The sequence below is a fragment of the Roseateles sp. FW305-36 genome, assembly GCF_058787015.1.
Genome location: NZ_JBYSZK010000009.1, coordinates 116,975 through 140,071, shown reverse-complemented (window position 1 = coordinate 140,071; position 23,097 = coordinate 116,975). Strand labels below are relative to the sequence as shown.

At 69.0% G+C, this 23,097-nt stretch carries 22 protein-coding genes and 8 tRNA genes; 22 read left to right on the top strand and 8 right to left on the bottom strand.

Annotation, left to right across the window (positions count from 1 at the left end; translation table 11 throughout):
- Positions 1 to 19: 19 nt before the first annotated feature.
- Together AC3WOE_RS17885 and AC3WOE_RS17880 are read right to left on the bottom strand one after the other, a co-directional pair.
- On the bottom strand, positions 20 to 763 hold the full coding sequence (locus tag AC3WOE_RS17885; protein WP_492692318.1) for a hypothetical protein: 744 nt from the start codon (positions 761 to 763) through the stop codon (positions 20 to 22).
- A 4-nt stretch (positions 764 to 767) separates the two neighbouring features.
- The gene (locus AC3WOE_RS17880; protein WP_492692317.1) at positions 768 to 1,253 is read right to left on the bottom strand and encodes a hypothetical protein; all 486 of its coding nucleotides are present in this window, start codon (positions 1,251 to 1,253) and stop codon (positions 768 to 770) included.
- A gap of 198 nt (positions 1,254 to 1,451) precedes the next feature.
- Between AC3WOE_RS17880 and AC3WOE_RS17875 the strand changes: the two genes are divergently transcribed.
- Complete coding sequence (locus AC3WOE_RS17875) at positions 1,452 to 2,042, top strand: 2OG-Fe(II) oxygenase family protein (protein ID WP_492692316.1); 591 nt, start codon at positions 1,452 to 1,454, stop codon at positions 2,040 to 2,042.
- Here the strand turns inward: AC3WOE_RS17875 and AC3WOE_RS17870 are convergent.
- Together AC3WOE_RS17870 and AC3WOE_RS17865 are read right to left on the bottom strand one after the other, a co-directional pair.
- The gene (locus AC3WOE_RS17870) at positions 1,999 to 3,393 is read right to left on the bottom strand and encodes a sensor histidine kinase (RefSeq protein WP_492692315.1); all 1,395 of its coding nucleotides are present in this window, start codon (positions 3,391 to 3,393) and stop codon (positions 1,999 to 2,001) included. The two genes, AC3WOE_RS17875 and AC3WOE_RS17870, sit on opposite strands and share 44 nt — an antisense overlap.
- Positions 3,394 to 3,395: 2 nt before the next feature.
- On the bottom strand, positions 3,396 to 4,064 hold the full coding sequence (locus AC3WOE_RS17865) for a response regulator (protein WP_492692313.1): 669 nt from the start codon (positions 4,062 to 4,064) through the stop codon (positions 3,396 to 3,398).
- A gap of 81 nt (positions 4,065 to 4,145) precedes the next feature.
- Here AC3WOE_RS17865 and AC3WOE_RS17860 point away from each other — a divergent pair, with 81 nt between their 5' ends.
- The 4 genes from AC3WOE_RS17860 to AC3WOE_RS17845 are packed head-to-tail and all read left to right on the top strand — an operon-like array spanning position 4,146 to position 9,273.
- Positions 4,146 to 5,021: an alpha/beta hydrolase gene (locus tag AC3WOE_RS17860; RefSeq protein ID WP_492692312.1), complete on the top strand. Its 876-nt coding sequence runs from the start codon at positions 4,146 to 4,148 to the stop codon at positions 5,019 to 5,021.
- Positions 5,005 to 5,262 (top strand): acyl carrier protein, encoded by a 258-nt coding sequence (locus AC3WOE_RS17855; protein WP_492692311.1) that lies wholly within the window; start codon positions 5,005 to 5,007, stop codon positions 5,260 to 5,262. Before AC3WOE_RS17860 ends, AC3WOE_RS17855 begins: the two co-directional genes overlap by 17 nt.
- On the top strand, positions 5,262 to 6,479 hold the full coding sequence (locus tag AC3WOE_RS17850) for a beta-ketoacyl-[acyl-carrier-protein] synthase family protein (RefSeq protein WP_492692310.1): 1,218 nt from the start codon (positions 5,262 to 5,264) through the stop codon (positions 6,477 to 6,479). Before AC3WOE_RS17855 ends, AC3WOE_RS17850 begins: the two co-directional genes overlap by 1 nt.
- A 55-nt stretch (positions 6,480 to 6,534) precedes the next feature.
- The gene (locus AC3WOE_RS17845) at positions 6,535 to 9,273 is read left to right on the top strand and encodes a M16 family metallopeptidase (protein WP_492692309.1); all 2,739 of its coding nucleotides are present in this window, start codon (positions 6,535 to 6,537) and stop codon (positions 9,271 to 9,273) included.
- On the opposite strand, the gene AC3WOE_RS17840 is transcribed toward AC3WOE_RS17845, so the two are convergent.
- From AC3WOE_RS17840 to AC3WOE_RS17830, 3 genes are all read right to left on the bottom strand, one after another.
- Positions 9,266 to 10,192 carry a hypothetical protein gene (locus tag AC3WOE_RS17840; RefSeq protein WP_492692308.1) on the bottom strand — a complete coding sequence of 309 codons (927 nt, stop codon included), beginning with the start codon at positions 10,190 to 10,192 and terminating at the stop codon, positions 9,266 to 9,268. The genes AC3WOE_RS17845 and AC3WOE_RS17840 overlap by 8 nt on opposite strands.
- Positions 10,173 to 11,645 carry a TIGR01777 family oxidoreductase gene (locus AC3WOE_RS17835; protein WP_492692307.1) on the bottom strand — a complete coding sequence of 491 codons (1,473 nt, stop codon included), beginning with the start codon at positions 11,643 to 11,645 and terminating at the stop codon, positions 10,173 to 10,175. The genes AC3WOE_RS17840 and AC3WOE_RS17835 overlap by 20 nt, the downstream gene beginning before the upstream one ends.
- A 217-nt stretch (positions 11,646 to 11,862) precedes the next feature.
- Positions 11,863 to 12,459 carry a DUF4166 domain-containing protein gene (locus tag AC3WOE_RS17830; RefSeq protein WP_492692305.1) on the bottom strand — a complete coding sequence of 199 codons (597 nt, stop codon included), beginning with the start codon at positions 12,457 to 12,459 and terminating at the stop codon, positions 11,863 to 11,865.
- A gap of 134 nt (positions 12,460 to 12,593) precedes the next feature.
- On the opposite strand from AC3WOE_RS17830, the gene AC3WOE_RS17825 reads away from it, so the two are divergent.
- Positions 12,594 to 14,378 (top strand): sensor histidine kinase, encoded by a 1,785-nt coding sequence (locus tag AC3WOE_RS17825; protein ID WP_492692304.1) that lies wholly within the window; start codon positions 12,594 to 12,596, stop codon positions 14,376 to 14,378.
- Complete coding sequence (locus AC3WOE_RS17820) at positions 14,359 to 15,726, top strand: sigma-54-dependent transcriptional regulator (protein WP_492692302.1); 1,368 nt, start codon at positions 14,359 to 14,361, stop codon at positions 15,724 to 15,726. The genes AC3WOE_RS17825 and AC3WOE_RS17820 overlap by 20 nt, the downstream gene beginning before the upstream one ends.
- Here AC3WOE_RS17820 and AC3WOE_RS17815 read toward each other — a convergent pair.
- Positions 15,723 to 16,127 (bottom strand): hypothetical protein, encoded by a 405-nt coding sequence (locus AC3WOE_RS17815; protein ID WP_492692301.1) that lies wholly within the window; start codon positions 16,125 to 16,127, stop codon positions 15,723 to 15,725. The two genes, AC3WOE_RS17820 and AC3WOE_RS17815, sit on opposite strands and share 4 nt — an antisense overlap.
- A 113-nt stretch (positions 16,128 to 16,240) precedes the next feature.
- Between AC3WOE_RS17815 and AC3WOE_RS17810 the strand changes: the two genes are divergently transcribed.
- The 15 genes from AC3WOE_RS17810 (at position 16,241) to AC3WOE_RS17740 (ending at position 23,084) form a co-directional block, all read left to right on the top strand.
- Positions 16,241 to 16,420 carry a hypothetical protein gene (locus AC3WOE_RS17810; protein WP_492692300.1) on the top strand — a complete coding sequence of 60 codons (180 nt, stop codon included), beginning with the start codon at positions 16,241 to 16,243 and terminating at the stop codon, positions 16,418 to 16,420.
- Positions 16,421 to 16,788: 368 nt separating this feature from the next.
- Positions 16,789 to 16,865 (top strand) — tRNA-Arg (locus AC3WOE_RS17805).
- A gap of 3 nt (positions 16,866 to 16,868) precedes the next feature.
- Positions 16,869 to 16,954 (top strand) — tRNA-Cys (locus AC3WOE_RS17800).
- 1 nt (position 16,955) lies between these two features.
- Positions 16,956 to 17,030 (top strand) — tRNA-Glu (locus tag AC3WOE_RS17795).
- A 108-nt stretch (positions 17,031 to 17,138) separates the two neighbouring features.
- Positions 17,139 to 17,215 (top strand) — tRNA-Pro (locus tag AC3WOE_RS17790).
- Positions 17,216 to 17,228: 13 nt separating this feature from the next.
- Positions 17,229 to 17,304, top strand: a tRNA-Asp gene (locus AC3WOE_RS17785).
- 20 nt (positions 17,305 to 17,324) lie between these two features.
- A tRNA-His gene (locus tag AC3WOE_RS17780) sits at positions 17,325 to 17,402 on the top strand.
- A 70-nt stretch (positions 17,403 to 17,472) separates the two neighbouring features.
- Entirely contained in the window at positions 17,473 to 17,649 is a 177-nt protein-coding gene (locus tag AC3WOE_RS17775) for a hypothetical protein (protein WP_492692299.1), read from the top strand.
- A gap of 35 nt (positions 17,650 to 17,684) precedes the next feature.
- A tRNA-Gln gene (locus AC3WOE_RS17770) sits at positions 17,685 to 17,759 on the top strand.
- A 37-nt stretch (positions 17,760 to 17,796) separates the two neighbouring features.
- Positions 17,797 to 18,357: an HNH endonuclease gene (locus AC3WOE_RS17765; protein ID WP_492692297.1), complete on the top strand. Its 561-nt coding sequence runs from the start codon at positions 17,797 to 17,799 to the stop codon at positions 18,355 to 18,357.
- Positions 18,358 to 18,544: 187 nt separating this feature from the next.
- Positions 18,545 to 18,610: transfer RNA gene (locus tag AC3WOE_RS17760), tRNA-Arg, on the top strand.
- Positions 18,611 to 18,872: 262 nt separating this feature from the next.
- Positions 18,873 to 20,009: a slipin family protein gene (locus AC3WOE_RS17755; RefSeq protein WP_492692295.1), complete on the top strand. Its 1,137-nt coding sequence runs from the start codon at positions 18,873 to 18,875 to the stop codon at positions 20,007 to 20,009.
- A 50-nt stretch (positions 20,010 to 20,059) separates the two neighbouring features.
- Positions 20,060 to 20,836 (top strand): hypothetical protein, encoded by a 777-nt coding sequence (locus AC3WOE_RS17750; RefSeq protein WP_492692294.1) that lies wholly within the window; start codon positions 20,060 to 20,062, stop codon positions 20,834 to 20,836.
- Between the two features lie 14 nt (positions 20,837 to 20,850).
- The gene (locus AC3WOE_RS17745) at positions 20,851 to 22,068 is read left to right on the top strand and encodes an RtcB family protein (RefSeq protein WP_492692292.1); all 1,218 of its coding nucleotides are present in this window, start codon (positions 20,851 to 20,853) and stop codon (positions 22,066 to 22,068) included.
- Positions 22,069 to 22,211: 143 nt separating this feature from the next.
- Complete coding sequence (locus AC3WOE_RS17740) at positions 22,212 to 23,084, top strand: c-type heme family protein (RefSeq protein WP_492692291.1); 873 nt, start codon at positions 22,212 to 22,214, stop codon at positions 23,082 to 23,084.
- The last annotated feature ends 13 nt before the right edge of the window (positions 23,085 to 23,097 follow it).

Genomic DNA, 23,097 nt, shown 5'->3' with positions numbered 1-23,097 from the left:
TCGACGCCTGAAGGAGGCCTCAGCGGCAGGCCGCCGCCAGGCGCTGGCCCTGCTCGCGCGCACCGGCGAGAACGGCGTCCGTGACGGGTTCGGCCAGCCGGTCGCGCAGGCTGTCGTCGCTGAGCGTGCGGCGGCGCAGCTGGCCCTCGGCAACCGCGTAGGCCAGGGCCCGTGCGGCGTCGCGCGGCATCAGCTCGCCGGCATCGTAGAGCGTCGCCAGCAGGCCCATCGCGAAGGGCTCGCACTGCGCGGCGGCGCCTTGCAGACCGGCCAGGGCCTGGGCGCGCCAGGCCTGCAGCGCCTCGGCGTCCAGGGCCTGCAGGGCGCTCGGCCCTTGCATGTAGAAGTCGATCTGCGCGGCGGCCAGGCCGGCGCTGGCGGCGTCGCCGAGGAAGCGCAGCCTCTCCTGCAGCAGCGAGGCCGGCAGGCCCTGGCAATAGGCCGGCGGCTCGGCCTGGGGCGCCACGCAGGCAGACAGGGCAAGGTAGGCCGCATGGCCCGCTCGTGCATCACCCCGGCGGGCCAGGGCGACAAGGCGCTCCAGCTCATCCGACGCGGGGGCGACTGGCGCCATGCCCGGCCGGACGAGGGGCTGGGCCGCCGCAACGGGCGGCGCGACGGGAAGGCGCAGCGGCAGGGCTGGCACGCTGCGCTCGGGAGCTGGGGGGGCCACGACGGCAGGCGGCGCCGACGTGGTCGCAAGGCCGAGCATGGCCAGCAGCGCCAGCGCCGCGAGCCCCGCATGCCAGGCCTTGACCATCATCGGCTCAGTTCCAGAGGTAGCAGTAGGTCTGGCTGCGCTCGAGGTTGCTGCCCACGCTGCCGCTGGACGAGAACTTCTTGACCCAGCCGTTGGGTGCGCTCGTCGTCGGCACGTCGCCGCAGTTGCTGTGCACCCAGTGGATGCCGACACCGCTGGTGTACTTGGCGCCGCAGAGCTCCAGCCTGTCGTTGACCTTTATGGCGGCCAGCGAGGCGGGCATGGAGCTCGAGTTCTTCACGTAGTCCACGGCATAGACATTGTCCATGGCCACGTCGTAGGTCTTGCCGTCCTGGTCGGCGCGCAGGCTGAGCCGGGTGTGCGAGAGCTTGATGCCCTGGAGGGTCTGGGTGGCGGCGGCGAACTTCGGTGCGCTCGTCACGGTACCGGTCAGGAAGGCGCCCTTGTTGGTGCCGGTGCAGACGCTTTGTTCGCTGGCGAACGCGGCGGCGGTCAGGCCCAGCAGCAGCGTCGCGATCAGTGCATGCTTCAATTCAGTTCCTTGGTGGAGAGCGAATGAACCCGGCGGATGCCGGGGCTGACGGAGCGACGGACTGCAGCGGCTCCGCGAGGGACGCTAGCCTGCCCAGGCCACGTTGCATCTCCGTGACGCCCCGGCCCATGAAACAGGGACGTCCCGGCCGTTGACATCCGGCGCTGACTGCGCTGGACCGGGGGCCACAATGCCCGCATGAACCAGGCATCCTCCGTGCACGTCGTCGGTGCCAGCATCCAGACCGAGCTGCCGGTCATCATTGCCGAGCTCGGCCCCATCGCCGACCGGCTGAAGCTGGCCCGCGAGGCCATCGACGAGTTGCGCATCAGCCATCCTCAGTCGCCGGCGTCCAACGTCAAGTCGGTCTATATGAGCCCGTGGAAAAGCCACATGCTCAACGACAAGCTGATGCCGCTGTGCGCCAGCGTCGTCGAGATTGCCAAGGCGGCCGCACCCAAGGCATGGTCAGGGGATCTCGACGCTCTGGGGCTGGACCTGCTGGTCACCCATTGCTGGGGCGCCATCTACGAGCAGGCCGACTACACGGCGCCGCACAACCACTGGCCGGCCGACCTGAGCTGCGTCGTCTATCTGGAAGCAGAGCCAGGCTGCGCGCCGCTGGTGTTTTCCAAGACCAGCGCCTTCCAGCCGCGGCCCGGCACGCTGATCATGTTCCCCGGCATCGCCATGCACGAGGTGCCCGCCACGCCGGGGCGACGCGTCGTCGTCGCGATGAATCTGTTCAAGCAGCTGGGCTTGGATCCGGCGGCGGCAGCGGCAGGCTGAGTCGGGCGCGCAGGCCCGGGCCTGCGTGGGCGTCCAGCAGTTCAAGCCGCCCCCCGTGGCGGGCGGCGATGTCGGCCGCGATGGCCAGGCCCAAGCCGCTGCCGGTCCCGCTGGCGCTGTCGCCGCGGCGGAAGCGCTGCATGGCGGCCGGCCGATCGGCCGCCGGGATGCCGGGGCCGTTGTCTTCCACCTCCAGCCAGGGGCCGTCCGGCCCGCTGCCGCAGCGCACGGTGATGCGCGCGCTGGCGCCGGCATAGCTGACGGCGTTGTGGATGAGGTTCTCCAGCAGCTCGCGCAGCAGGAAGGAATGCCCCAGGGCCGGCGCGTCGGCGAGCTCGAAGCCGAGGTCCACGCCGTCGGGCAGGGCGCGGTGGGCCCAGTCCTGGCCACTTTCGGTGGCGATGTCGCGCAGGTCGATGCGCTGGCCGACATCCACGCTGCGGTCCTCGGCCCGGGCCAGCGACAGCAGCTGCTGAGCCAGGCGGGCGCTGCGCACGACACGCTGGCGCAGCCGCTGCAGCAGCGGATCCACGCGCGGGTCGTGCGGCTCCAGCATGGCCAGCTCGATCTCGGTCTGCAGCGAGGTCAGCGGCGTGCGCAGCTGGTGGGCGGCGTCGGCCAGGAATTCACGCTGGGCGCCGGCCGCGCGGCCCAGACGCTCGAACAAGCGGTTGAAGGCGGCCTGCAACGGCACCAGCTCGCGCGGCAGGCTGGCGCTCAGCGGCGTGAGGCGATGCAGATCGCGGTGTTCCAGCTCGGCGCTCAGCCCGGTCAGCGGCGCCAGGCCCTGGCGGATGGCCCACCAACCGGCCAGGGCCAGCAACAGCGCAAGGGCACCGCCGTTCAGCGCCACCAGGCCGCCGATCTCGCGCTGCAGGGCATCGCGCTTGTGCAGGGTCTCGGCGACCAGGATCTGGCAGACGCCCGTGCCGCAGTCATGGCCGAGCTGCACCAGGCGCAGCTCGCGGCCGCGCAGCTTCACGTCGCCGTAGTGGGAAATGCCCGCCGCCAGCGGTGCAAACCGCGGCTGCACCTCGGCCAGGCCGGCGTCGCCCTGCAGGGCCTCGCCGTGCGGCGTCATCACGAGGTAGAAGACATCGTCCTGGCGGTCGAAGCGCAGCGCGCGGTCCATGGTGGCGCTGACATCGATGCGCGGCTCGCCGCTGCGCACGTCGATCTGCCCGGCCAGGGTCAGGGCCGTGTCTTCCAGGCCTTCGTCGAGCCAGCTCTGGGCGCTGTGCCTGACCTGCTCGTACAGCGCCGTGCCGAGCACCGGCAGGGCCACCAGCAGGGGCAGCATCAGCCAGCCGAAAAGACGGCGCTGCAGGCTGGAGCGCGAGCCCTCAGGCAAGGTCAGCCTATTTCTTCGAGCAAATACCCCAGGCCACGCACCGTGCGCAACTGCACACCGCCCGGCTCGATCTTGGCGCGCAGGCGCGACAGGCAGACTTCGATGGCGTTGTCGCTGACGCCCTGGTCCCAGGCATTGCTGGCCAACGCGATGTGCTCCTTGGGCACAACCTTGCCGGCACGCGCCATCAGGAAGCCCAGCACGTCCCATTCGCGGGCCGACAGGGCCAAGGGTTCGTCTTCGATATAGGCACGGCGTGCCTCCTGGTCGATGCGCAGGCGGGCCAGCTGCAGCTGGTTGCTGGTGCGGGCCTGGCTGCGCCGCACCAGGGCGCGGGCGCGGGCGACCAGTTCGGTCAGGGCAAAGGGCTTGACGAGATAGTCGTCGGCGCCGCCTTCCAGGCCGCGCACGCGGTCCTCGACGGCATCGCGGGCGGTCAGGATCAGCACCGGCACGGCAATGCTTTCGCCACGCACGCGGCGCAGGGTCTCGAAGCCGTCGATGCCGGCCAGACCGATGTCCAGGATGAGAAGGTCGTAGGCGTCTTCGCGCAGCGAGCGCGGCACGGGCTCGCCTCGGGCGGTGCAGTCAACGACCCAGCCCTGGGAACGCAGGGCGCGGGCGGTGGTTTCGACGAGTTGTTCGTCGTCTTCGACGAGCAGGATGCGCATGAGCGGCAGTATGACCCGGCAGCGCCCGAAGTGCTGACGCAGGGCTGTCACAGGACGTCAGTTCATCGACAGGCCGGCGTCATGGGCGCGACGGCCGTGTTTCCGACACTACTCGCCATGGAAACGTTAGTTGAGCGCCGCCCCGCGGTGCTGTTGTTTCACGGTCTGTGCGCCAACCCTCTGGAGTTGGCACCTGTTGCGAAATCCTTGCGAGAAGTCGGTTACGTCGTCGAGGTACCGGCCATGTCCGGCTACGGCGTCAGCAGTGCCACCGGCGAGCAACTGCCCGTGCCCCCCTTCGAACACTGGTTGAAAGAAGCCGAGGCGGCCTTCGACCGCCTGGCCGCCGAGCATGGGCGGGTCGCCGTCGGCGGGCTTTGCATGGGCGCCGTGCTCGGCATGGCCCTGGCCGCGCGCCGGCCGGCCGCCGCCCTGGTGCTGATCTCGACCACCCTGCATTTCGATGGCTGGAACGTCTCGCCCTGGCGCCGCCTGCTGCCCCTGGCCTATCTGCCCTGGCTGCGCCGGCGCATGAGCTTCAAGGAAACGGCGCCTTTCGGCCTGAAGAACGAGCGCCTGCGCGCCTGGGTCGAGCAGGCCATGGCCTCCGACAAGGTCTCGGCCGTCGGCGCCGCCCGCCTGTCGGCCGCCTCGCTTTACGAAGCCACCCGGCTGATCCGCCATGTGCGCGCCCGGCTCGGCCGGCTGGCCGCCCCGGCCCTGGTGCTGCATGCCACCGAGGACGACGTCGCCGGTCCGCGCAGCGTGCACGAGCTGCAAGGGCGCCTGGGCAGCCAGCCCGAGGTGCACTGGTTCCACGACAGCTATCACATGCTGACGCTGGACAACGAACGCATCGCCGTTGCCCGCACGGTGCGCGATTTCCTGCTGCGCCAGCATCCGCTGGCGCGCCTCTCTCCCTCGACTTCCGGAGCTCTCCATGAGCAACACGCTTGAACAACTCTGCAGCATCGCCCAGCGCGAACTCGGCGCCGAGGCGCTGAACGACAAGGTCGAGACGCCCTTCGTCGAACTCGGCCTCGACTCCCTGGGCCTGGTGGACTTCATGTTCACCGTGGAAGACCATTTCCACGTCAACATCGAGCATGACCGCGCGCTGCAGAACCCGACGCTGGCCGGCCTGGCCACGCTGGTGGACGAACTGCTCGCCGCCAAGGCCCAGCCGGTCGCCGCCTGATGTCCGTCTGGATCACCGGCCTGGGCGCCGTCAGCGCCCTCGGCGCCGGTTCGGACGCACTGGCCGATGCACTGCTGGCCGGCCGTTCGGGCATCACCGCCCAGCCGGGCAGCGAAGAGCATGCCCTCAAGCCCTATGCCGCCGCGGCCGTGACGGTGCCGCTGGCGCCCGGCCTGCCGCCGGCCCAGCGCAATCTTTACGACCGCCACAGCCTGATGGCGCTGGAAGCCGCCGCCGAAGCCTGGGCCCAGGCCGGCCTGCCGGCCACGGCGCCCGATCCGGACCGCGCCGCCGTCGCCTGGGGCACGGGCCTGGGCGGCTCGATGTCCATGGAGGCGTCCTACGCCCAGATGTACACGGTGCGCCCGCCGCGCGTGCACCCCTACACGGTGGTGCGGGTGATGGCCAATTCGGCCGCCTCCCATCTGGCCATGCGCCACCAGCTGCGCGCCGCCCAGCTGGCCGTGTCCAATGCCTGCGCCTCCTCGGCCCAGGCCATCGGCGAGGCCCTGTGGCTGCTGCGCAATGGCCGCGCCGACGTCGCCCTGGTCGGCGGCTCCGAGGCCATGCTGCACATCGGCAGCGCCATGGGCTGGCAGGCCATGGGCGTCATGGCGCCGCTGGATGCCGAAGCGCCCGAGCAGAGCTGCCGCCCCTTCGACGATGCCCGCAAGGGCCTGGTGCTGGGTGAAGGCGCCGCAGCCCTGGTGCTGGAGACCGAAGCCCATGCCCGCGCCCGCGGCGCCACGCCGCTGGCGACGCTGGCCGGCTACGGCCACAGCGTCGACGCCGTGCACCTGTCCCGCCCCGACGCCGCCGGCCAGGCGCGCGCGATGACGGCCGCCCTGCGCGACGCCGGCCTCTCGCCTGCCGACATCGGCTACATCAACACCCATGGCACGGCCACCGAAGTGGGCGACGCCGTCGAGGCCGAGTCCATCGCCGCCGTTTTTGGCGCCCGGGCCGTGCCGATCTCGGCCACCAAGGCCCTGCACGGCCATCTGATCGGCGCCGGCGGTGCGCTGGAGCTGGTTGCCACCGTCCAGGCCCTGCGCCGCCAGACGCTGCCGCCCAGCGCCCACGTGCGAACCAGCCAGCTGAGCGAACAGGTCGACCTCATCACCGGCGCCGCCCGCAGCGCGACGCTGCGCGCGGCGATGTCCAACTCCTTCGCCTTCGGCGGCAGCAACGTGGCATTAGTCACCACGCTGGTTTGAGTCCGGCGTCGGGGGCGTGGCTATGCTGGCCACCCCCTTGACTCCGGCCTCCGCCATGCGCCTGCATCCCCGCCACGCCGCCCTCCTCCTCGCCCTGCCCCTGCTTGCCGCGGCCGCGCCCGCCGCTGCCCCGCTGCCGCCCGTGCGCGAGGCCGAGGGCATCCGCGAGTACCGGCTGCCCAACGGCCTGCAGGTCCTGCTGATCCCGGACGCCACCAAGCCCACCGTCACCGTCAACGTGACCTACCGCGTCGGCAGCCGCCACGAGGGCTATGGCGAAACGGGCATGGCCCATCTGCTGGAACACCTGCTGTTCAAGACGACCCGGCAGTTCCCCAATGTCGGCGCCGAACTGTCCAAGCGCGGCATGCAGTTCAACGGCTCGACCAATGTCGACCGCACCAACTATTTCGAGACCTTCCCCGCCAATGCCGAAGCCCTGAGCTGGGCGCTGCGCATGGAAGCCGACCGCATGACCGGTGCCAAGGTGCTGAAGAGCGACCTCGACACCGAGATGAGCGTGGTGCGCAACGAGATGGAAGCCGGCGAGAACAACGCCATCGGCATCCTCGTGCAGCGCACCCAGGCCGCCGCCTACCAGTGGCATGCCTACGGCCGCAGCACCATCGGCGCGCGTTCCGACGTCGAGAACGTCGACATCCCGAATCTGCAGGCCTTCTACAAGCGCCACTACCAACCCGACAACGCCACGCTGATCGTCGCCGGCGCCTTCGACGCCACCAAGATCCTGGCCGAGGTGCAGCGCGTCTTCGGTGCCCTGCCCAAGCCCACGCGCAAGCTGATGCCGACCTACACCGTCGAGCCGGTACAGGAGGGCGAGCGCCTCGTCACGCTGCGCCGGCCCTCGGGCAACCAGGGCCTGCTGATCAGCTATCACATCCCGCCGCTGGCCAGCCCGGAGTACGCGGCCTTCGACGTCGCCGTCACCGCCCTGGCCGACGTCCCCACCGGTCGCCTGCACAGGCGCCTTGTCGAGCCCGGCCTGGCGGCGCAGACCTTCGGCTGGCCCGGCCGCAATGCCGAGCCCGGGCTGCTGAACTTCGGCCTGGTGCTGAAGGAGGACAACGACGTCGAGCGCGCCCAGCAGATCCTCGTCGACACCGTGGAAGGCCTGGCCAAGGAGCCCGTCACCGCCGAAGAACTGCAGCGGGCCAAGACGCAGTGGACGCAGCGCTTCGACGACCTGATGGCCAACCCCCAGCAGCTCTGCGTGACCCTGTCCGAAGCGATCGCCGCCGGCGACTGGCGCCTGCTTTTCCTGATGCGCAACCGCATCGAAGCCGCGACGCTGGACGACGTCAACGCAACGCTGCGCAAATGGGTGCTGCCCAGCAACCGCTCGCTGGGCCGACTGTTCGCCACCGCGGCGCCGGTGCGGTCGCCGCTGGCCGTGGCCGTGCCGGCCGCCGATGCGCTGAAGGACTATGTACCCAAGGCCGCCGTCGCCGCCGGCGAGGTCTTCGACACCAGCCCCGCCAACTTCGACCGCCGCACCGAGCGCTACCAGCTGCCCAACGGCCTCAAGGTCGCCCTGGTGCCCAAGCGTTCGCGCGGCGAGACGGTGGAGGTGGCGCTGAACCTGCAGTACGGTACGCTGGAGGCCCTGCGCGGCAAGCGCACCGAAGCCAACCTCATTGGCGAGGCCCTGGCCCTGGGCACCAAGCAGCACACCCGCGCCCAGATCAGCGACAGCTTCGATCGCCTGAAGACCCGCTTCTCGTCCAACAGCGGCGCCACCGAAGGCGCGCGCCTGTCGCTGGGCAGCCGCCGCGGCCAGCTCGCCGAGGCCCTGGGCCTGATGGCCGAAGTGCTGCGCGAGCCCGTCTTCCCGGCCAGCGAGGTCGAGCAGATGGTGCGCCAGCAGGTCGCCAATCTCGAGGAGATGGCCCAGCAGCCGCAGGGCATCGCGCCGCAAGCCTTGCAGCAGGCCCTGGCCGCCGCCTATCCGGCCGACGACCCGCGCGCCTTCCTTGGCTTCCCGGACTACATCGCCGCGGTCAAGGCCGTGACCCCTGCCAGGCTGCAGGCCTTCCACCGCGACTTCTTCGGCGCCGCCCACGGCGAGCTGGTGCTGGTGGGCGACTTCGACGCCGCCGAGGTCAAGCCGCTGATCGCACGCCTGTTCGGCGACTGGACGGCGCCTCAGGCCTATGCCCGCCTGAGCATGCCCCTGCCGGCCGTGCAAGGCCTCAAGCTCAGCGCGACGCTGAAGGACAAGGCCAATGCCATGGTGCTGGGCGGCCTGCTGCTGCCGATGACCGATGACCACGCCGACTATGCGGCCCTGCGCATCGCCGCCCATGTGCTGGGCGCCAGCGGCTTCGACTCGCGGCTGCTGACCCGGCTGCGCCAGAAGGAAGGCGTGTCCTACGGTGCCGGCGCCTGGCTGAACGCGTCCAGCTTCGAGCCGCGCGCCCAGATCGACATCTACGCCATCTTTGCGCCGGAGAACCGCGCTCGCGTCGAGGCGGCGCTGAACGACGAGCTGGCCCGCTTCGTGCGCGACGGCCTGACGCAGACCGAGCTCGACACCGCCAAGCGCGCCATGAAGGCCCAGGCCGACACCTGGCGCAGCGAAGACGGCGCCGTCGCCGGTGCCATCGCCGGCCATCTCGAGCGCGGCCGCCAGTTCAAGTGGAATGCCGAGCTGGATGCGCGCGGCGAGGCGCTGACGCTGGAACAGGTCAACGCCGCCATCAAGCGCTGGATAGCTCCGGACAAGGCCAACTGGTCCTGGGCCGGCGACTTCGACAAGAAGGCCGCCGCTAAGTAGCCGCCACGGCCGCACGCGCGGCCTCGAAGCATTCGTTCGCGATCCGCCACAAGCGGGCCGCATCGTCATAGCGATCGCTGGGCTCGCCGCCCAGCGCGTCGCCCACCAGTTCGCGGCGCGGCTGGGCGTAGTGCAGCCAGAAGTCGGCGCCCATCTTCTGCGGCAGCAGTTCGGCGTTGAAGCTCAAGTAGTCGCCAGGTCCGGCGCCGCGCAGAAAGCCTTCGAAGCAGCGCTGCCACATCCAGCGGAAGTGGCCGAGGTAGTCGCCCGGGTCGTCGAGCCCCGTCTGGATACAGCCAGGGTTGCCGACGCGGGCATGCAGGAAGCGCACGCGCTCGAACACCGGCTGCAGGCGGGCGGCACGGTCGTAGAACTCGCCGCCATAGGTCAACTCGTGGCCTGTGTACCAGTGGGACAGGTCGGCGTTGAAGCGCAGGGCCGGGAAACGCTCGACGAGGTCCAGCGTGCGGCGCAGGTCCTGGGTCATGGTGCCGCGATGGGTCTCGACATAGACCGGGTGGGCGTGGCGGGCCGAGGTCTCCAGCACGGCCGCAGCAAGTGCATCCATCTCGGCATCGGTCTCGAAGGAATTGCCGACGTGCAGGGTCGTGATCTCGCAGCCGAGGTCGCGCTGCTCGCGCACGATGGCGTCCACGTCGGGCGGCGTCAGCGCACGGCAGATGCCGGTGACGGCCAGGCCGGCGTCGCGGGCGGCTTGCGCAGCTTCGGCGCTGGGCTGCCAGATCTGCACCGCCTCGTGGCCGTCGGCCTTCAACAGCGCGAGTTGCTCGGCATGGCTGGCGCGCCAGCCGGTCGAGCCGCGCGGCAGTTCGGCCAGGGTGCCGAGGTTGATGTCACGACGCAGCCGCGGTGGGCGCTGGCTGGCGTCGTTGCAGCGGTCAAGGGACGACAAGTTCATGGCCGGCATCATGCCGCGCAGCCAGGTCGTCCAACGCGGCCTGCAGCGTCGGGTGGCGGAAGCAGTAGCCGGCGGCCAGGGCCGCAGCGGGCACGACGTTCTGGCCATCCAGCAGCAGGGTCGACATCTCGCCGGCCAGCAAGCGCAGCGGCCAGGCCGGCGCGCGCATCCAGGCGCGGCGCCCGAAGGAGGCAGCCAGAGCGCGGGCGAAGTCGGCCTGGCGCGGCGTCTCCGGCGCGACGGCGTTGACGGGACCCGACAGCTCGTTCTGGTCGAGCGCGAAGCGGATCAGGCCGACCGCATCGTCGCGATGCAACCAGGGTGCCGGCTGCTGGCCGTTGCCGAGCACTGCGCCCAGACCCGAGCGCGCAGCCAAGGCCTGCATCGGATAGGCACCGTCCTCACGGCCCAGCACGACGCCGAAGCGCAGCCTCACGACGCGCACACCCAGAGCCTCGGCGCGGCGCGCCTCGTGCTCGATGGCGGCGCAAAGATCGGACTGGAACTCGCCCGGCCTGGGCAGGCTGGCTTCCGTGCACGGCATGCCGTCGTTGACCGCGCCATAGAAGCCCACGGCCGAGGCGCTGACCAGCACCCGCGGGCGCTGCTCCAGGCGGCGCATCAGCGCCACCAGCCGCTGCGTGATGCCGACGCGGCTGCCCATCAGCGTGCGGCGGCGCGCAGCCGTCCACGGCATGCCCAGCACGCGGGCGCCGGCCAGGTTGACGACGGCGTCGATGCGGGTCTCGGACGGGAGGGCGTCCAGGTCATCGATCACCCAGACCCCAGGTCCGAACAGGCCGCGCGCCTGGCGCTGGTCGCGGGACAACGCGATGACGCGACGGCCTTCCCGACACAACTCGGCCACCACGGCCTGGCCGACAAAGCCGGTCGCGCCGGTGACGAGGACGGCGCCCTGGCGGCGCATCGAGGCCGGCTGCGTCGTCGTCGGCACCGGCATCCTGGCCAGGCGGCGCACGGCGATCAGATTGCGCAGGCTCCAGGCCAGCACACCGACGCCGTACAGCGACAGCACCGGCGCCCACCATCCATTGGCGACGGGTTGAAGCCGCGTCGGCTCCTGACCCCAGGCCCACAGCACCGGCGCGAACACGGCCAGGAAGAGGCCATAAGTGATGGTCAGCAGCGTGTGCAGCGCGCGCTCGAAGGGCGGCAGGCTGCGGCTGCGGTCTTCCTCCAGGAAGTCGGCCAGCGTGACGACGACCTCGACACCCAGCAGGGCCGCCAACAGCGCGGCGAACAGCCCTTGCCATTGCCACCACGCCAGGCCGATGAAGACCACGCCGTAGATAGCCTCGCGGATGGTGTGCAGCGTGAGTTCGCGCCGCGCCGAAGGCCGCTGCGGCAGCTTGGCTTCCAGCTCGTGATGCCAGAGGTTGTCGAAGGCGCCCATGACGGCCTGGACGCTGAGCAGGGTGAAGAGGATGTTCATGTCGTTTGTCCTTGGTGATGTGAAGTTGCGGGCCGAGCGCCGGGCCGCTCCCGAGCCGGCCCGCCTTCGGCGACACCTGCTGGTCAATCCGGCAGGTGTCGCCATCCCCTCGGGGGCTGAGGCCGGACACGGCAAGTCCTGTGGACTTGTCGTGCCTGCCGAAGAGCTGTGGCACTGCCGCAGCGCGGTCTGCAGGACCGACCAGACTTGCCGGCGTTCAGAAGCTGGGCGAGGGGTCAACAAACACGCCGGTTTGGTGGAAGGTCTCGCCCCAGACGGGGTGAGTCATGGAAAGGGTGAAACGGAAGAGGCCGTTGCCCAGGTCGCGGTGCTCGACGCGGCAGGTGCCGGGGCTGAGCAGGCGGGGCATGACCAGGCGCAACGGGCCCAGGTCGAGGAAGTAGCGGTGGCTCTGGAACACCAGGGCGCCCTCGTGCTCGAAGACATCCAGCGCCATGCCCAGGCCGCCGCGGGTGCGCTCCTGCAGGCGGCCGTTGGCATCCAGTTCCTTGGTCGAGAACACGCGGCCGACGCCGCCTTCGAAGCTGCGCTCCCAGACCACGCCAGCGCCGACGGACCGCACGCGCACCGTCGTCGGCACGCCGTTGGCATTGGCGGCGGCCAGCGGACTCTTCAGCGGCTTGACCAGCCAGGCCAGCACGCGGCCCAGGGCCGAGCAGCGCATGTCCATCAGGCCGCGGTAGGTCGCCTCGGCGTGGCCGGCAGCAAAGCGGCGCTGCACGGCGGCGGGCAGGCGGGCCCAGGCGGCGGGGCCGATGAGGGCGGAGATGTCGAGGGGCTTGGCGGCTTTCATACCCCCTCCATCGCGACAAGCGTGCCAGCCCGAATTTCCACCCTAAGTGATTGATTTCATTGAAATCACCACGGCAATCCGCATACCTCGGATACAGTGCCGACCACCCCACCTGTCAACTTCGTTAACACCCTATGCTGCTGATCCGCTTCGCCATGGGCTTCTCGCTTTTCGAGACCCTGGTGCTGGCCGGCGTGCTGCTCTGGTGGTCGGACCGGGTGGCCGGCGGCCGGCTGCTGGCGACCTTCCTGGTGGGCATCGCCATCTGGATCACGGGCAACGAGCTGCCCAACTGGTGGGGCCCGAGCGCGGAGCCGGTGGCCCTGCGGCTGGTGTCGATGGCGCCCTTCGTCTCGACCTTCTTCTTCCACTTCTGCGTGGTGTTCTGCCGCGTGCCGCTGGGCCGCCTCGGCGTGGCGACGGCCTATGCCCTGGGCGCCGTGGCCTCGCTGTGTTCGCTGCTGGGCCAGCCGGGGCATCTGACCTGGAGCGACGGCGTCGGCTGGATCTTCATCGCCGGCCGCCTGGGCTGGCTGGCAAGCATCGCCTGGATCATCCTCGGCATCGCCGGCGTGGCGGTGCTGCTGCGTGGCCTGGCCATGGCAAAGCCGCCGGCGCGTCAGCAGATTGCCGCCGTCACCGCTTCCTGCCTGTGGGGGCTGCTGTGCCTGAGCGGCTACGGCCTGGTGCTGCTGCAGGTGCCGGTCTTCCCGGTGCCTCTGCTGCTGCTGCCGCTCTACCCCGTCATTCTGGTTTACGGCGTGCTGCGCTGGGGCGTGTTCGTCGCCAATGCCTGGGCCGGCCGCGCCCTGGTGTGGACGCTGCTGCTGGCCGTCGGCGTCGGCATCGTCGGCCTGATGCCGCTGCTGCTGCCCTTCGAGTCGCGCTGGCTCAGCGGCGTGGCCGTGGCGGCCGGCTGCCTGGCACTGAGCGGGCCGGTGCGGCGCTTTGTGCAGCGACTGATCTATCCGGGTGGCGAAGCCTCCGCCGCCGACTTGCAAGCCTGGCGCGAGGCGCTGCTGCCGGCCGAAACGCTGGCCGAACTGGGCGAGCTGGCCGGCAAGCTGCTGAGCCAGCGCCTGGGGACGCCGGTGGAGGTGGTGTTCGACGCCGATGTCGAGCCAACCTTGCCTCGACTGAACTGCCGCAGATCGCCCTGGCGGCTTGAGCTGGAAGGTTGGTCGGCTGCGCCCCCGGGCCAGCGTCACCTGGCCGAGCTTTTCGGCAGCCTGGTGCTCGAGGCCGCCATGCGCGTCGAGCAGGCCCAGCAGCTCGCGGCCCGCGAGCGCGAGCGCCAGCTGCAGGCCCGCCTCGCCGAACTGGGCGCCCTGGCCGCCACCGTGGCCCACGACATCCGCAACCCGCTCAACATCATCTCCATGGCCGTGGCGATGGCGCCCGGCGACACGCGCCGCGAGGTGGCCGAGCAGGTCGACCGCATCGCGCATCTGACGCGCGACCTGCTGGACTACGCCAAGCCCTGGAAGCTGGCACCTACCGAGGTCGACCTCACCACCCTCGTGCAGACGGTGGCGCGCCGCCAGCCCGAGGTGGAGATCGGCCCCGGCCTGCAGCAGCCGCTGCCTGCGCTGCTGGACGCGCGCCGCGTCGAGCAGGCGCTGACCAATCTCGTCGAGAACGCCCGCACCGCCAGCGGCAGCGCCGTCCATGTCGACGCCGAGCGGAGCGCCGACGGGCTGCGCCTATACGTCTGCGACAACGGCCCCGGTGTGCCTGAATCCATCCGCGAGCGGCTGTTCGAACCCTTCGCCTCACGCAGTCCCGGTGGCACCGGCCTCGGCCTGGCCATCGTCGCCCGCGTGATGGCCGCGCACGGCGGCACGGCCGCACTGACCGAGCGCCCCGGCTGGCGCACCTGCTTCACGCTGAGCTTTCCCCATGACCCCCTCAACCCCTGAGACCGGCCGCGTGCTGCTCGTCGACGACGAAGCAGCCTTCCAGCGCCTGGGCGGCAACTTCCTGCGCAGCCTCGGCCACGAGGTCGACATCGCCGGCGACGGCGATGCCGCCCTGGCCCGCTTCGCCGAGCGGCGGCCCGAACTGGTGCTGCTGGACTTGGCCATGCCGCCGCATATGGACCCGGAGCGTGGCCTGGAGCTGATCCCGCGGCTCGCCGGCGTGCCCGTCGTCGTGCTGACAGGCCATGGCGAGCATGAGCTGAGCCTGCGCGCGGCGGAGCTGGGCGCCTGGGACTTCATCACCAAGCCCATCGACCCCGACCTGCTGCGCTTCGTCGTTGCCCGCGCGCTGCGCAAATCGCGGCTGGAGGCCGAGCTGACCCGGCTGCGCGCCGAGCAGGGCGCCGACGACCTCGGCCTCGTCGGCCAGACGCCGCCCATGCAGCAGCTGCGCGCCATGGTGCGCCGCGTTGCGCCGACGCGAGTCAGCGTGCTGGTGCTGGGCCCCACGGGCACGGGCAAGGAGCTGGTGGCCCGCGCCCTGCATGAGGGCAGCCCGCGCCGCGACGGCCCCTTCATCGTCGTGCACTGCGGTGCGCTGTCGGCCGAGCTGCTGGAGAGCGAACTCTTCGGTCACATGAAGGGCAGCTTCACCGGCGCCTACCGCGACCAGCCCGGCCTCGTCGAAGCGGCACATGGCGGCACGCTCTTCCTCGACGAGGTCGGCGAGATGCCGCCGGCCATGCAGGTCAAGCTGCTGCGCTTTCTGCAGGAGGGCACCTTCGTTCCCGTCGGCGGCCGCGTGCAAAAGCAGGCCGAGGCCCGCGTCATCGCTGCCACCCATCGCGACCTCGAAGCCATGGTGCGCGAAGGCAGCTTCCGCGAGGACCTCTATTACCGCCTCAAGGGCGTCGTGCTGCGCACACCGGCGCTGTCCGAACGCATGGCCGACGTGCCGCTGCTGGCCGCACGATTCCTGCAGCGCGGCGCTCCGCAGGCGCGCTTCTCGGCGGGTGCGCTCGCCTGGGTGACGTCAAGAGACTGGCCCGGCAATGTGCGCGAACTCAAGGCCATCGTCGAATCGGCCGGCGCCTTGCTGCTGCCGGAGCAGAACGAAGTCGACACCGAGCTGTTGCGACTGGCGACGGGCGACAGCTCGGAGCCTCAGCGCGGTGCCGAGCCTGCGGCAGGCACCGGCGTGCTGGATGCGGCGCTGAACGAACTGGAACGTCGCCTGATCCAGGACGCGATGAGCGCAGCGGGCGGCAATCAGTCGGAGGCGGCGCGTCAGCTAGGCGTGTCGCGCGTCGGCCTGATCAAGAAGCTGTCGCGCCTCGGCCTTCGTTAGTTGCCGAAGTCCTTCAACCACTGCCTGAGCTTCTTGCGGCCATCGCTGTTGGTGCCGCGGTAGACCTTCAGCGCCTGCGCCAGGAACTGCTGCTCAGCCGGCGTCAGGCCGGTGGGCTCACGCTCTTCATCGAGCCAACCGGCTTCCTTGCCGCACAGATGCTCGATCTGCCGCGCCAGCTTGTCACCCAGCGGCCGCGCGCCGCTCTTGGCCATGGACCAGGTCGCACCACTGACGCCGATGCGCGTCGCCCATGCCGCCTCCAGGCCCTTGGGTGGATCGCCAGCGTTGATGCGCTCCTCGGCAAAGGACTGGAACAACGCGATGGCGTTGAGGCGGCGGATGGTGGCTGGACTGGACACGTGATACGGCTGCGACACGGTGTTGTGAAAACACTTCACACCAATTCTAGGTGTTGACGATGAAGTGAAAACTCTTAACAATGCGCATATTCGCTCAGGAGAACTGAGCTTCTCCACTCAACCCCACCGACGACCGAACCGCTTTTTCTGCCATGAATCGCCATCTCGCCACCGTCATCGTCCCCATCGGCTTGCATAGCCGATGCGATGCCGCGTCGATGGCGCGGGGCCAGAAATCGAAGCTGCAGGGTCTGTCCCTGCCGGTCGCCTATGCACACGACTTCGGTCGTGAGACTGATGACGCCAACCTATCGGGTGAAGGACCCGGCTGACGCCGACCTTCCACGCTCATTCGAGGCCCGGTCTCCTGCCAAGGAACCGGGCCTTTCCTTTTTCCACTGTTCAACCGAACACAGCGCCGGGGCTGCCCCGACGCCGCTGCGCCTGCGCAGTGCCTGCTCATTAACAACTCGCACCGAGCGCCGCGCCGGCTCAGGCCCGTGCAGCGCTCACAACTGGCAGGCGCCGAGGCTAGGCCTCGGCTCCCCTGCCCCATCTCGGGTGTGCCCACGCACAAGCACCGGCCGGCCCGGTGTGCATGTGCGCTCGGGCGGCCGCCTGTCGCGTGCAGCGACGCAACTCTGGTTTGCGCAAGCCAGTCGCGTCGCGTGTGGACACAGCCGAGATGGACTTTGTTTTTGCCTCGTTAGCTCAGTGGACAAGAGCGCCGGTTTACGAAGCCGGATGTCGGACGTTCGAATCGTTCACGAGGCGCCATATCTCGACGTAGCCAAGTGATCGAAGGCGGCGGCCTGCAAAGCCGCTGGCGTCCGCCCTCCTCGGTTTGAATCCGAGCGTCGAGTCCATGCCCCGTTGGACTTCCGGTGAGGTCCTCGGCCCTTCAAGCCGAAGAGGCGGGTTCGACTCCCGCACGCGGTACCACCCTTCAACCCGAAGCCTTTCGTCGAGCTCACGCTTCGAAAGGCGCAAACCGGCCGCAACGATTGGGCGGCGTCGGAACCCGTTACCGACAACCTTTCTTTCAATCATCCGGATGTAGCTCAACCAGGTAGAGCGCCTGCTTTGGGAGCAGGTGGCTGCACGTTCAACTCGTGCCACCCGGACCAACCGTTTCTTCTTGTCGCCATAGTTCAGTTGGAAGAGCGCCGGTCTGTCGAACCGGAGGTCGCGGGGTCGGGACCCGCTGGCGGCGCCAATTTCTTACGTGCGCTTGGGGGTGGCCGTCACCTAGAGGTCCAAGGTTCGAGGTCGTGACCCTCGCAGCACCGGTTCGAATCCGGTCGGCTACCCCCAAGCGCACCACAACACCAACCGGAGGCCATCATGAAGAAGACCGCAACCCAAACCCACAGCTTTCGAGACGATGAGCAAGCGCCGCAAGGGCTTCCCGTCTGAGACCCAGGTCAAGCGCGGCGACCGCGTCGTGCATGGCCACAAGGAGCTGGTCGAGAAGCTCGGCCGCGACGACCGCTGCCCCTGCGGCTCCCGGAGGTCGTTTCAAGCGCTGCTGCCTGAACAGCGGCTGCTTTCGACGGCGTGAACCGTCACCACTATCGGCGCTAGTGCGCCTTCTGCCGGGGTGTAGCTCAACGGTAGAGCAGCGGCCTTTGAAGTCGCCTGTTGCAGGTTCGAGTCCTGCCGCCCCTGCCATTCATCCATCGTGCTTAGCCCAAGAAAGGAGGTCAGCATGCACGACGTTCTGCAGTTGGACATCACCGGCCTCCCGCAGGCCTGGATCTCAGTGGAGCAGGCCGCCTGCCTGGTCGCTACCGATGCGGTCATCTGGTCCGCCGGCGATCAGCCGCTCGCCATCATGCGCGGCGGCATCAACACTGCCACGGGCCGCCAGTCGGTCCTGGCCGTACCGCCCATCATCGCCCTGCGCGGCTCGTCGAGGCTCAATCTCTTCGACATCACGCCGGTCTACGGCAAGGGCAAGGTCATCAAGCGCGACCGCTGCACCTGCGCCTACTGCGGTGTGGCGTTCGATGCTCGCGCGCTGACCATCGACCACATCGTGCCGGCCAGCCGTGGCGGGCGTTTAAGCTGGATGAACACGGTCGCGGCCTGCTGCGCCTGCAATTCGCGCAAGGCCGACCGCACGCCGGACGAGGCTCGCATGCCGCTGCTGTTCGCGCCCTTTGTGCCGAGCCGCTTCGAGGACTTCATCCTCAAGGGCCGGCACATCCGCGCCGACGTGCACGACTGGCTGGCCGCGCGCCTGCCGAAGGGATCTCGCCTCAGCTGAGGCGGCAACGAATCTGCCGAAGAAGGCAAAGGCTCACAGGCCGGGGTTCAAACGCCCCGCCGGTGCGCCGTGGCCAGGTTTCATCGCCTGTCGCCGCGGCGTATGCCGCCCTGCCGGAATCGGTCGATACGGCGAAGCACGGTTGCCCCGCAAGGGTTCGGGTTCGACTCCCGGCTTCGTCACCACTGGATAGCTCAGTCGGGTAGAGCAACGAATTCCTAATTCGTCTGACGCGGGTTCGAATCCCGCTCCAAACCTAGCCTTGAACGCTATTTCAAACCGGTCGAGAGACCACCCGCCGAACGTGCGCCCCGGCTTCGACCGGACCGCGCATCAGCGGCCCGCGCTTGTGCGCCGGGCAAGCGGGGCTTCGCATCCACGACCAGCCGAGAGCGCCTTCAGGGAGGGGGCGTTCGACGCGCAGCGTGGCTCGGGGCCCTGGCATCCGACGTCCGCACGGGTCCCTGTAACGGCACCCTCATCCCATCAACACGCGTCACCACAAGGAGAACACCATGACGATCAAGCGTGTGACTGTGAAGAAGAACGAGCGCGGCCTGCTGCTGCGCAATGGCGATTTCGAGCGCGTGCTGCAACCGGGCACGCACTGGCTGTTCGCTGGCATGGACGAGCTCAAGGTCGAGCTCTTCAACATCGGTGCGCCGGCCTTCGTGCACCCGTTGACCGACTATCTGATGGCCAAGGAGCCCGAGGTCGTCGAGGCGGAATTCCTGCGCGTCGAGCTGAACGAGCACCAGGCCGGCCTGCGCACCGAGAACGGCGTGCTGGTCGAAGTTCTGCCACCGTCCACGCGGCGCCTGTACTGGCGCGGCCTGGTGGACGTGCAGGTCGAGGTCATCGACCTGCGCGCCTCCGCCGAGCTGCCAGCTGCCCTGGCCGCACGCCTGGCCCAGCCGCAACTGCGCCCGCGCACGGTGACCGGCCTGGCCGGCGTGCTGCAGGTCGAGGTGCCCGAACACGGCGCCGGCCTGCTGCGCGTGGACGGCAAGGTCGAGCGGCTGCTGGAGCCGGGCGCGCACGCGTTCTGGAAGTTTGGCCGCAATGTGGCCGTGGAGCTGGTGGACCTGCGGCTGCAGGCGCTGGAGGTGTCGGGCCAGGAAATCCTGACCCGTGACAAGGTCGCGTTGCGGCTCAACCTCGCGGCGAACTGGCGCTACACGGACGTGCTGCGTGCCTTTCAGGCGCTGCCGAAGCCGGCGGACCACCTCTACCGCGAGCTGCAATTCGGGCTGCGTGCGGCGGTGGGCACCCGCACGCTGGACGAGCTGCTGGAGAACAAGTCGGTCATCGACGAGGTCGTGACCGCCCAGGTCACCGCGAAGCTGGCGGGCTACGGCCTGCAGCTGGACGGCGTGGGCGTGAAGGACATCGTGCTGCCGGGTGAGATGAAGACCATCCTCGCCCAGGTGGTGGAGGCCGGCAAGGCCGCCGAGGCCAACGTGATCCGCCGCCGCGAAGAAACCGCGGCGACGCGCGCCCTGCTCAACACCGCCAAGGTGATGGAGGACAACCCCGTCGCCCTGCGCCTGAAGGAGCTGGAAACGCTGGAACGCGTGGCCGAGCGCATCGACAAGATCTCCGTGTTCGGAGGTCTGGACCAGGTGCTCAACGGGCTGGTGAAGCTCCGCTGAGTGCCGCCCCGCCGGCCTGGCCGGCGGGGCTTCATTTCAAGGAGAAACCCATGACCACGCCGTTATTGCAAGCGGCCGTGCGGCGCGCCTACGACGTGTTCGGCGCCTACACGGCACCCCGCCAGCCGCTGGACGTCTGTACCGTGTGCTGCATGGATGAGGAGCTGGAACGCGAGATGCGTGCCGTGCCGTTGCGCAAGTTGAAGCGGCTGCATTTCTACGAATACAGCACCGGTGCCAAGTGCGTCGAAGGCCAGCCGGCCGACGAGGTGAAATACCTGCTGCCGCGCTTGCTGGAATTGCTGGCGGCCGGCGAGGAAACCCATCATTCGATCGAGCTGGCTCTTGATCGTGTTGGACGCTGTCCCGTTGATGCGTTCAGCACGGAGGAACGCGCCGTGCTCGACGCCTTCATGCTGGCCTGCTTCGACGCCTGCCTGCGCGGCGAATGGGCAACCGAGGGCATCTGGTACGACCTCGAGGACCCGCTCGCCCTGCTGGTGATGGCGGACTACGCCGGCCTTGCGCTGGAGCCCTTGCTGCAGCACTGGACTCAACACCAGAGCCCGCAATCCACGATCCGCTTCGTCGAGAGCACCTACTGGGGCTACTGGCGCGATCACTGGATCAGCAACGCCTTCGCGACTGATCGACCGCAGCTGCAGGCGGTGTTCAAAAGCTGGTTGCAGGCCCCCGCAACCAAGACGGCATTCACGACAAAGCTGCTGCTCCCTCATTTCCTGGATCGGGTCGAACAGACGCTTTCCAACACCTGCGCACCATTCCCGTTGATGGTGGAAGCGGTGTTCGATCACCTGACCTATTGATAGAAAGAATCATCATGGAACCCCAACACATCCACGAAGACGTCCCCGGGGGCGTCCCGCTGAAGCTGTGGACGCAGGGCGTGCCCGTCGAGGCCTCGGCCAAGCGCCAGCTAACCAATGCGGCCCGCCTGCCCATCGTCTTCAAGCACATCGCCGCGATGCCGGACGTGCACTTCGGCATCGGCGCGACCGTCGGCTCGGTCATTCCCACCGTCAAGGCCATCATCCCGGCCGCCGTCGGTGTGGACATCGGCTGCGGCATGATGGCCTGCAAGACCACGCTGACGGCCGAGGACCTGCCCGACAACCTGGCACCGTTGCGCGCGGCCATCGAGCGCGCCGTGCCCCACGGCCGCCAACCCGGCAGCCGTGACCCCGGCGCCTGGCAGAAGCCGCCGGGCTCGGTCAACACGGCCTGGGCGCAGCTGGAGCCCGAATTCACCGAGCTCTGCCGCGACTACCCCAAGCTGGCCAAGACCAACCACATCCAGCACCTGGGAACGCTGGGCAGCGGCAACCACTTCATCGAAGTCTGCCTGGATGAAGCCGGCGCCGTGTGGTTCATGCTGCACTCCGGCTCGCGCGGCGTAGGCAACTTCATCGGCACGATGTTCATCGAGCTGGCCAAGCAGGACGCGCTGCGCCACCAGGCCAATCTGCCGGACCGCGACCTGGCCTACTTCGAGGAAGGCAGCCGCTACTTCGGCGACTACGTCCGCTCGGTCAGCTGGGCGCAGAAATTTGCGGCTATCAACCGCGAGCTGATGATGAAGCGCGTGATCGAGGCCGCGAAGACGGTCATCCGCAAGAACTTCCAGAGCCATATCGAGGCGGTGAATTGCCACCACAACTATGTGCAGAAAGAGGTTCACTTCGGTCAGGAGGTCTACCTGACCCGCAAGGGCGCCGTCAGCGCCAAGCAGGGCCAGCTGGGCATCATCCCGGGCAGCATGGGCGCGCGCAGCTACATCGTGCGCGGCAAGGGCAACGCGGAGAGCTTCGAAAGCTGCTCCCACGGCGCCGGCCGCGTCATGAGCCGCGGCGACGCCAAGCGCCAGTTCACGCTGGCCGACCACCGCGCCGCCACCGAAGGCGTCGAATGCCGCAAGGACAAGGATGTCATCGATGAAACGCCCGCGGCCTACAAGGACATCGACGCCGTCATGGCTGCCCAGCGCGAGCTGGTGGACGTGGTGCACACGCTCAAGCAGGTGGTCTGCGTGAAGGGTTGATGACCCGACCAGCCTTCAAAGGGCGCCCGATTTCGATTGGGCGCCCTTTTTTTTGTGGATTTGCACCGGGAACCGCGCGCAAGCACGAAGCCACTCAACCTCATGGGCGCACTACCATTGCCGCCCTCGGGGAAAAATTCACCATGAAACTGCTCGCCAAATTCAATCTGGTCTATTTGCTCGTCATGAGCCTGGGTATTGCGCTGAGCGGCTACATCGCCCGCAATCTGCTGCAGAACAACGCCCAGCAGGAGGTCGTCGAGAGCGCGCGCATGCTGATGGAAAAGGCGCTGGCCGTGCGCGCCTACACGAACACGCAGATCAAGCCGCTGCTCGTGTCCCAGATGACCAACGAGTTCCTGCCGCAGACGGTGCCGAGCTATTCAGCCACCGAGGTCCTGGGCACTCTGCTGGCCAAGCACCCCGAGTTCGCCTACAAGGAGGCAACGCTGAACCCGACCAATCCGCGCGACCGCGCCACCAGCTGGGAAGTCGACATCGTGGGTCAATTCAGGAGCGCCGCCGACCTGAAGGAAACGACGGGCGTCCGCGACACCCCCGCCGGCCCGTCGCTCTACATCGCCCGCCCGCTGCGCATCACCGACCCCGCCTGCCTGGCCTGCCACAGCAGCGTCGAGGCGGCGCCGGCCACCATGGTCGCCAAGTACGGCCCCGCCAACGGCTTCGGCTGGAACCTGAACGAGGTCATCGGCGCCCAGATCGTCTCCGTGCCCCTGGGCGTGCCGCTGCAGCGTGCCGACCAGACCTTCAAGGTCTTCATCACCTCGCTGATCGGCGTCTTCGTCGCCGTCGGCATCGTGCTGAACCTGATGGTGTGGATGCTGGTGGTGCGCCCCGTCACCCGCCTGTCGGCCCTGGCCGACCGCGTCAGCCAGGGCGACCTGGACGCGCCCGAGTTCCAGGCCAGCGGCAAGGACGAGATCGCCACCCTGTCCGATTCCTTCTCCCGCATGCGCGCCAGCGTGGTGCAGGCCATGAAGCTGCTGGATTCCTGAGTCATTCCACTGC

Bases quoted from the DNA above. Each gene is read 5' to 3' on its own strand.
- AC3WOE_RS17835 (WP_492692307.1), bottom strand. From the start codon at position 11,645: ATGAACATCCTCTTCACCCTGCTCAGCGTCCAGGCCGTCATGGGCGCC.
- AC3WOE_RS17740 (WP_492692291.1), top strand. From the start codon at position 22,212: ATGAAACTGCTCGCCAAATTCAATCTGGTCTATTTGCTCGTCATGAGC.
- AC3WOE_RS17755 (WP_492692295.1), top strand. From the start codon at position 18,873: ATGACGATCAAGCGTGTGACTGTGAAGAAGAACGAGCGCGGCCTGCTG.
- AC3WOE_RS17855 (WP_492692311.1), top strand. From the start codon at position 5,005: ATGAGCAACACGCTTGAACAACTCTGCAGCATCGCCCAGCGCGAACTC.
- AC3WOE_RS17765 (WP_492692297.1), top strand. From the start codon at position 17,797: ATGCACGACGTTCTGCAGTTGGACATCACCGGCCTCCCGCAGGCCTGG.
- AC3WOE_RS17745 (WP_492692292.1), top strand. From the start codon at position 20,851: ATGGAACCCCAACACATCCACGAAGACGTCCCCGGGGGCGTCCCGCTG.
- AC3WOE_RS17830 (WP_492692305.1), bottom strand. From the start codon at position 12,459: ATGAAAGCCGCCAAGCCCCTCGACATCTCCGCCCTCATCGGCCCCGCC.
- AC3WOE_RS17750 (WP_492692294.1), top strand. From the start codon at position 20,060: ATGACCACGCCGTTATTGCAAGCGGCCGTGCGGCGCGCCTACGACGTG.
- AC3WOE_RS17845 (WP_492692309.1), top strand. From the start codon at position 6,535: ATGCGCCTGCATCCCCGCCACGCCGCCCTCCTCCTCGCCCTGCCCCTG.
- AC3WOE_RS17885 (WP_492692318.1), bottom strand. From the start codon at position 763: ATGATGGTCAAGGCCTGGCATGCGGGGCTCGCGGCGCTGGCGCTGCTG.
- AC3WOE_RS17840 (WP_492692308.1), bottom strand. From the start codon at position 10,192: ATGAACTTGTCGTCCCTTGACCGCTGCAACGACGCCAGCCAGCGCCCA.
- AC3WOE_RS17860 (WP_492692312.1), top strand. From the start codon at position 4,146: ATGGGCGCGACGGCCGTGTTTCCGACACTACTCGCCATGGAAACGTTA.
- AC3WOE_RS17865 (WP_492692313.1), bottom strand. From the start codon at position 4,064: ATGCGCATCCTGCTCGTCGAAGACGACGAACAACTCGTCGAAACCACC.
- AC3WOE_RS17820 (WP_492692302.1), top strand. From the start codon at position 14,359: ATGACCCCCTCAACCCCTGAGACCGGCCGCGTGCTGCTCGTCGACGAC.
- AC3WOE_RS17875 (WP_492692316.1), top strand. From the start codon at position 1,452: ATGAACCAGGCATCCTCCGTGCACGTCGTCGGTGCCAGCATCCAGACC.
- AC3WOE_RS17825 (WP_492692304.1), top strand. From the start codon at position 12,594: ATGCTGCTGATCCGCTTCGCCATGGGCTTCTCGCTTTTCGAGACCCTG.
- AC3WOE_RS17775 (WP_492692299.1), top strand. From the start codon at position 17,473: ATGAGCAAGCGCCGCAAGGGCTTCCCGTCTGAGACCCAGGTCAAGCGC.
- AC3WOE_RS17850 (WP_492692310.1), top strand. From the start codon at position 5,262: ATGTCCGTCTGGATCACCGGCCTGGGCGCCGTCAGCGCCCTCGGCGCC.
- AC3WOE_RS17810 (WP_492692300.1), top strand. From the start codon at position 16,241: ATGAATCGCCATCTCGCCACCGTCATCGTCCCCATCGGCTTGCATAGC.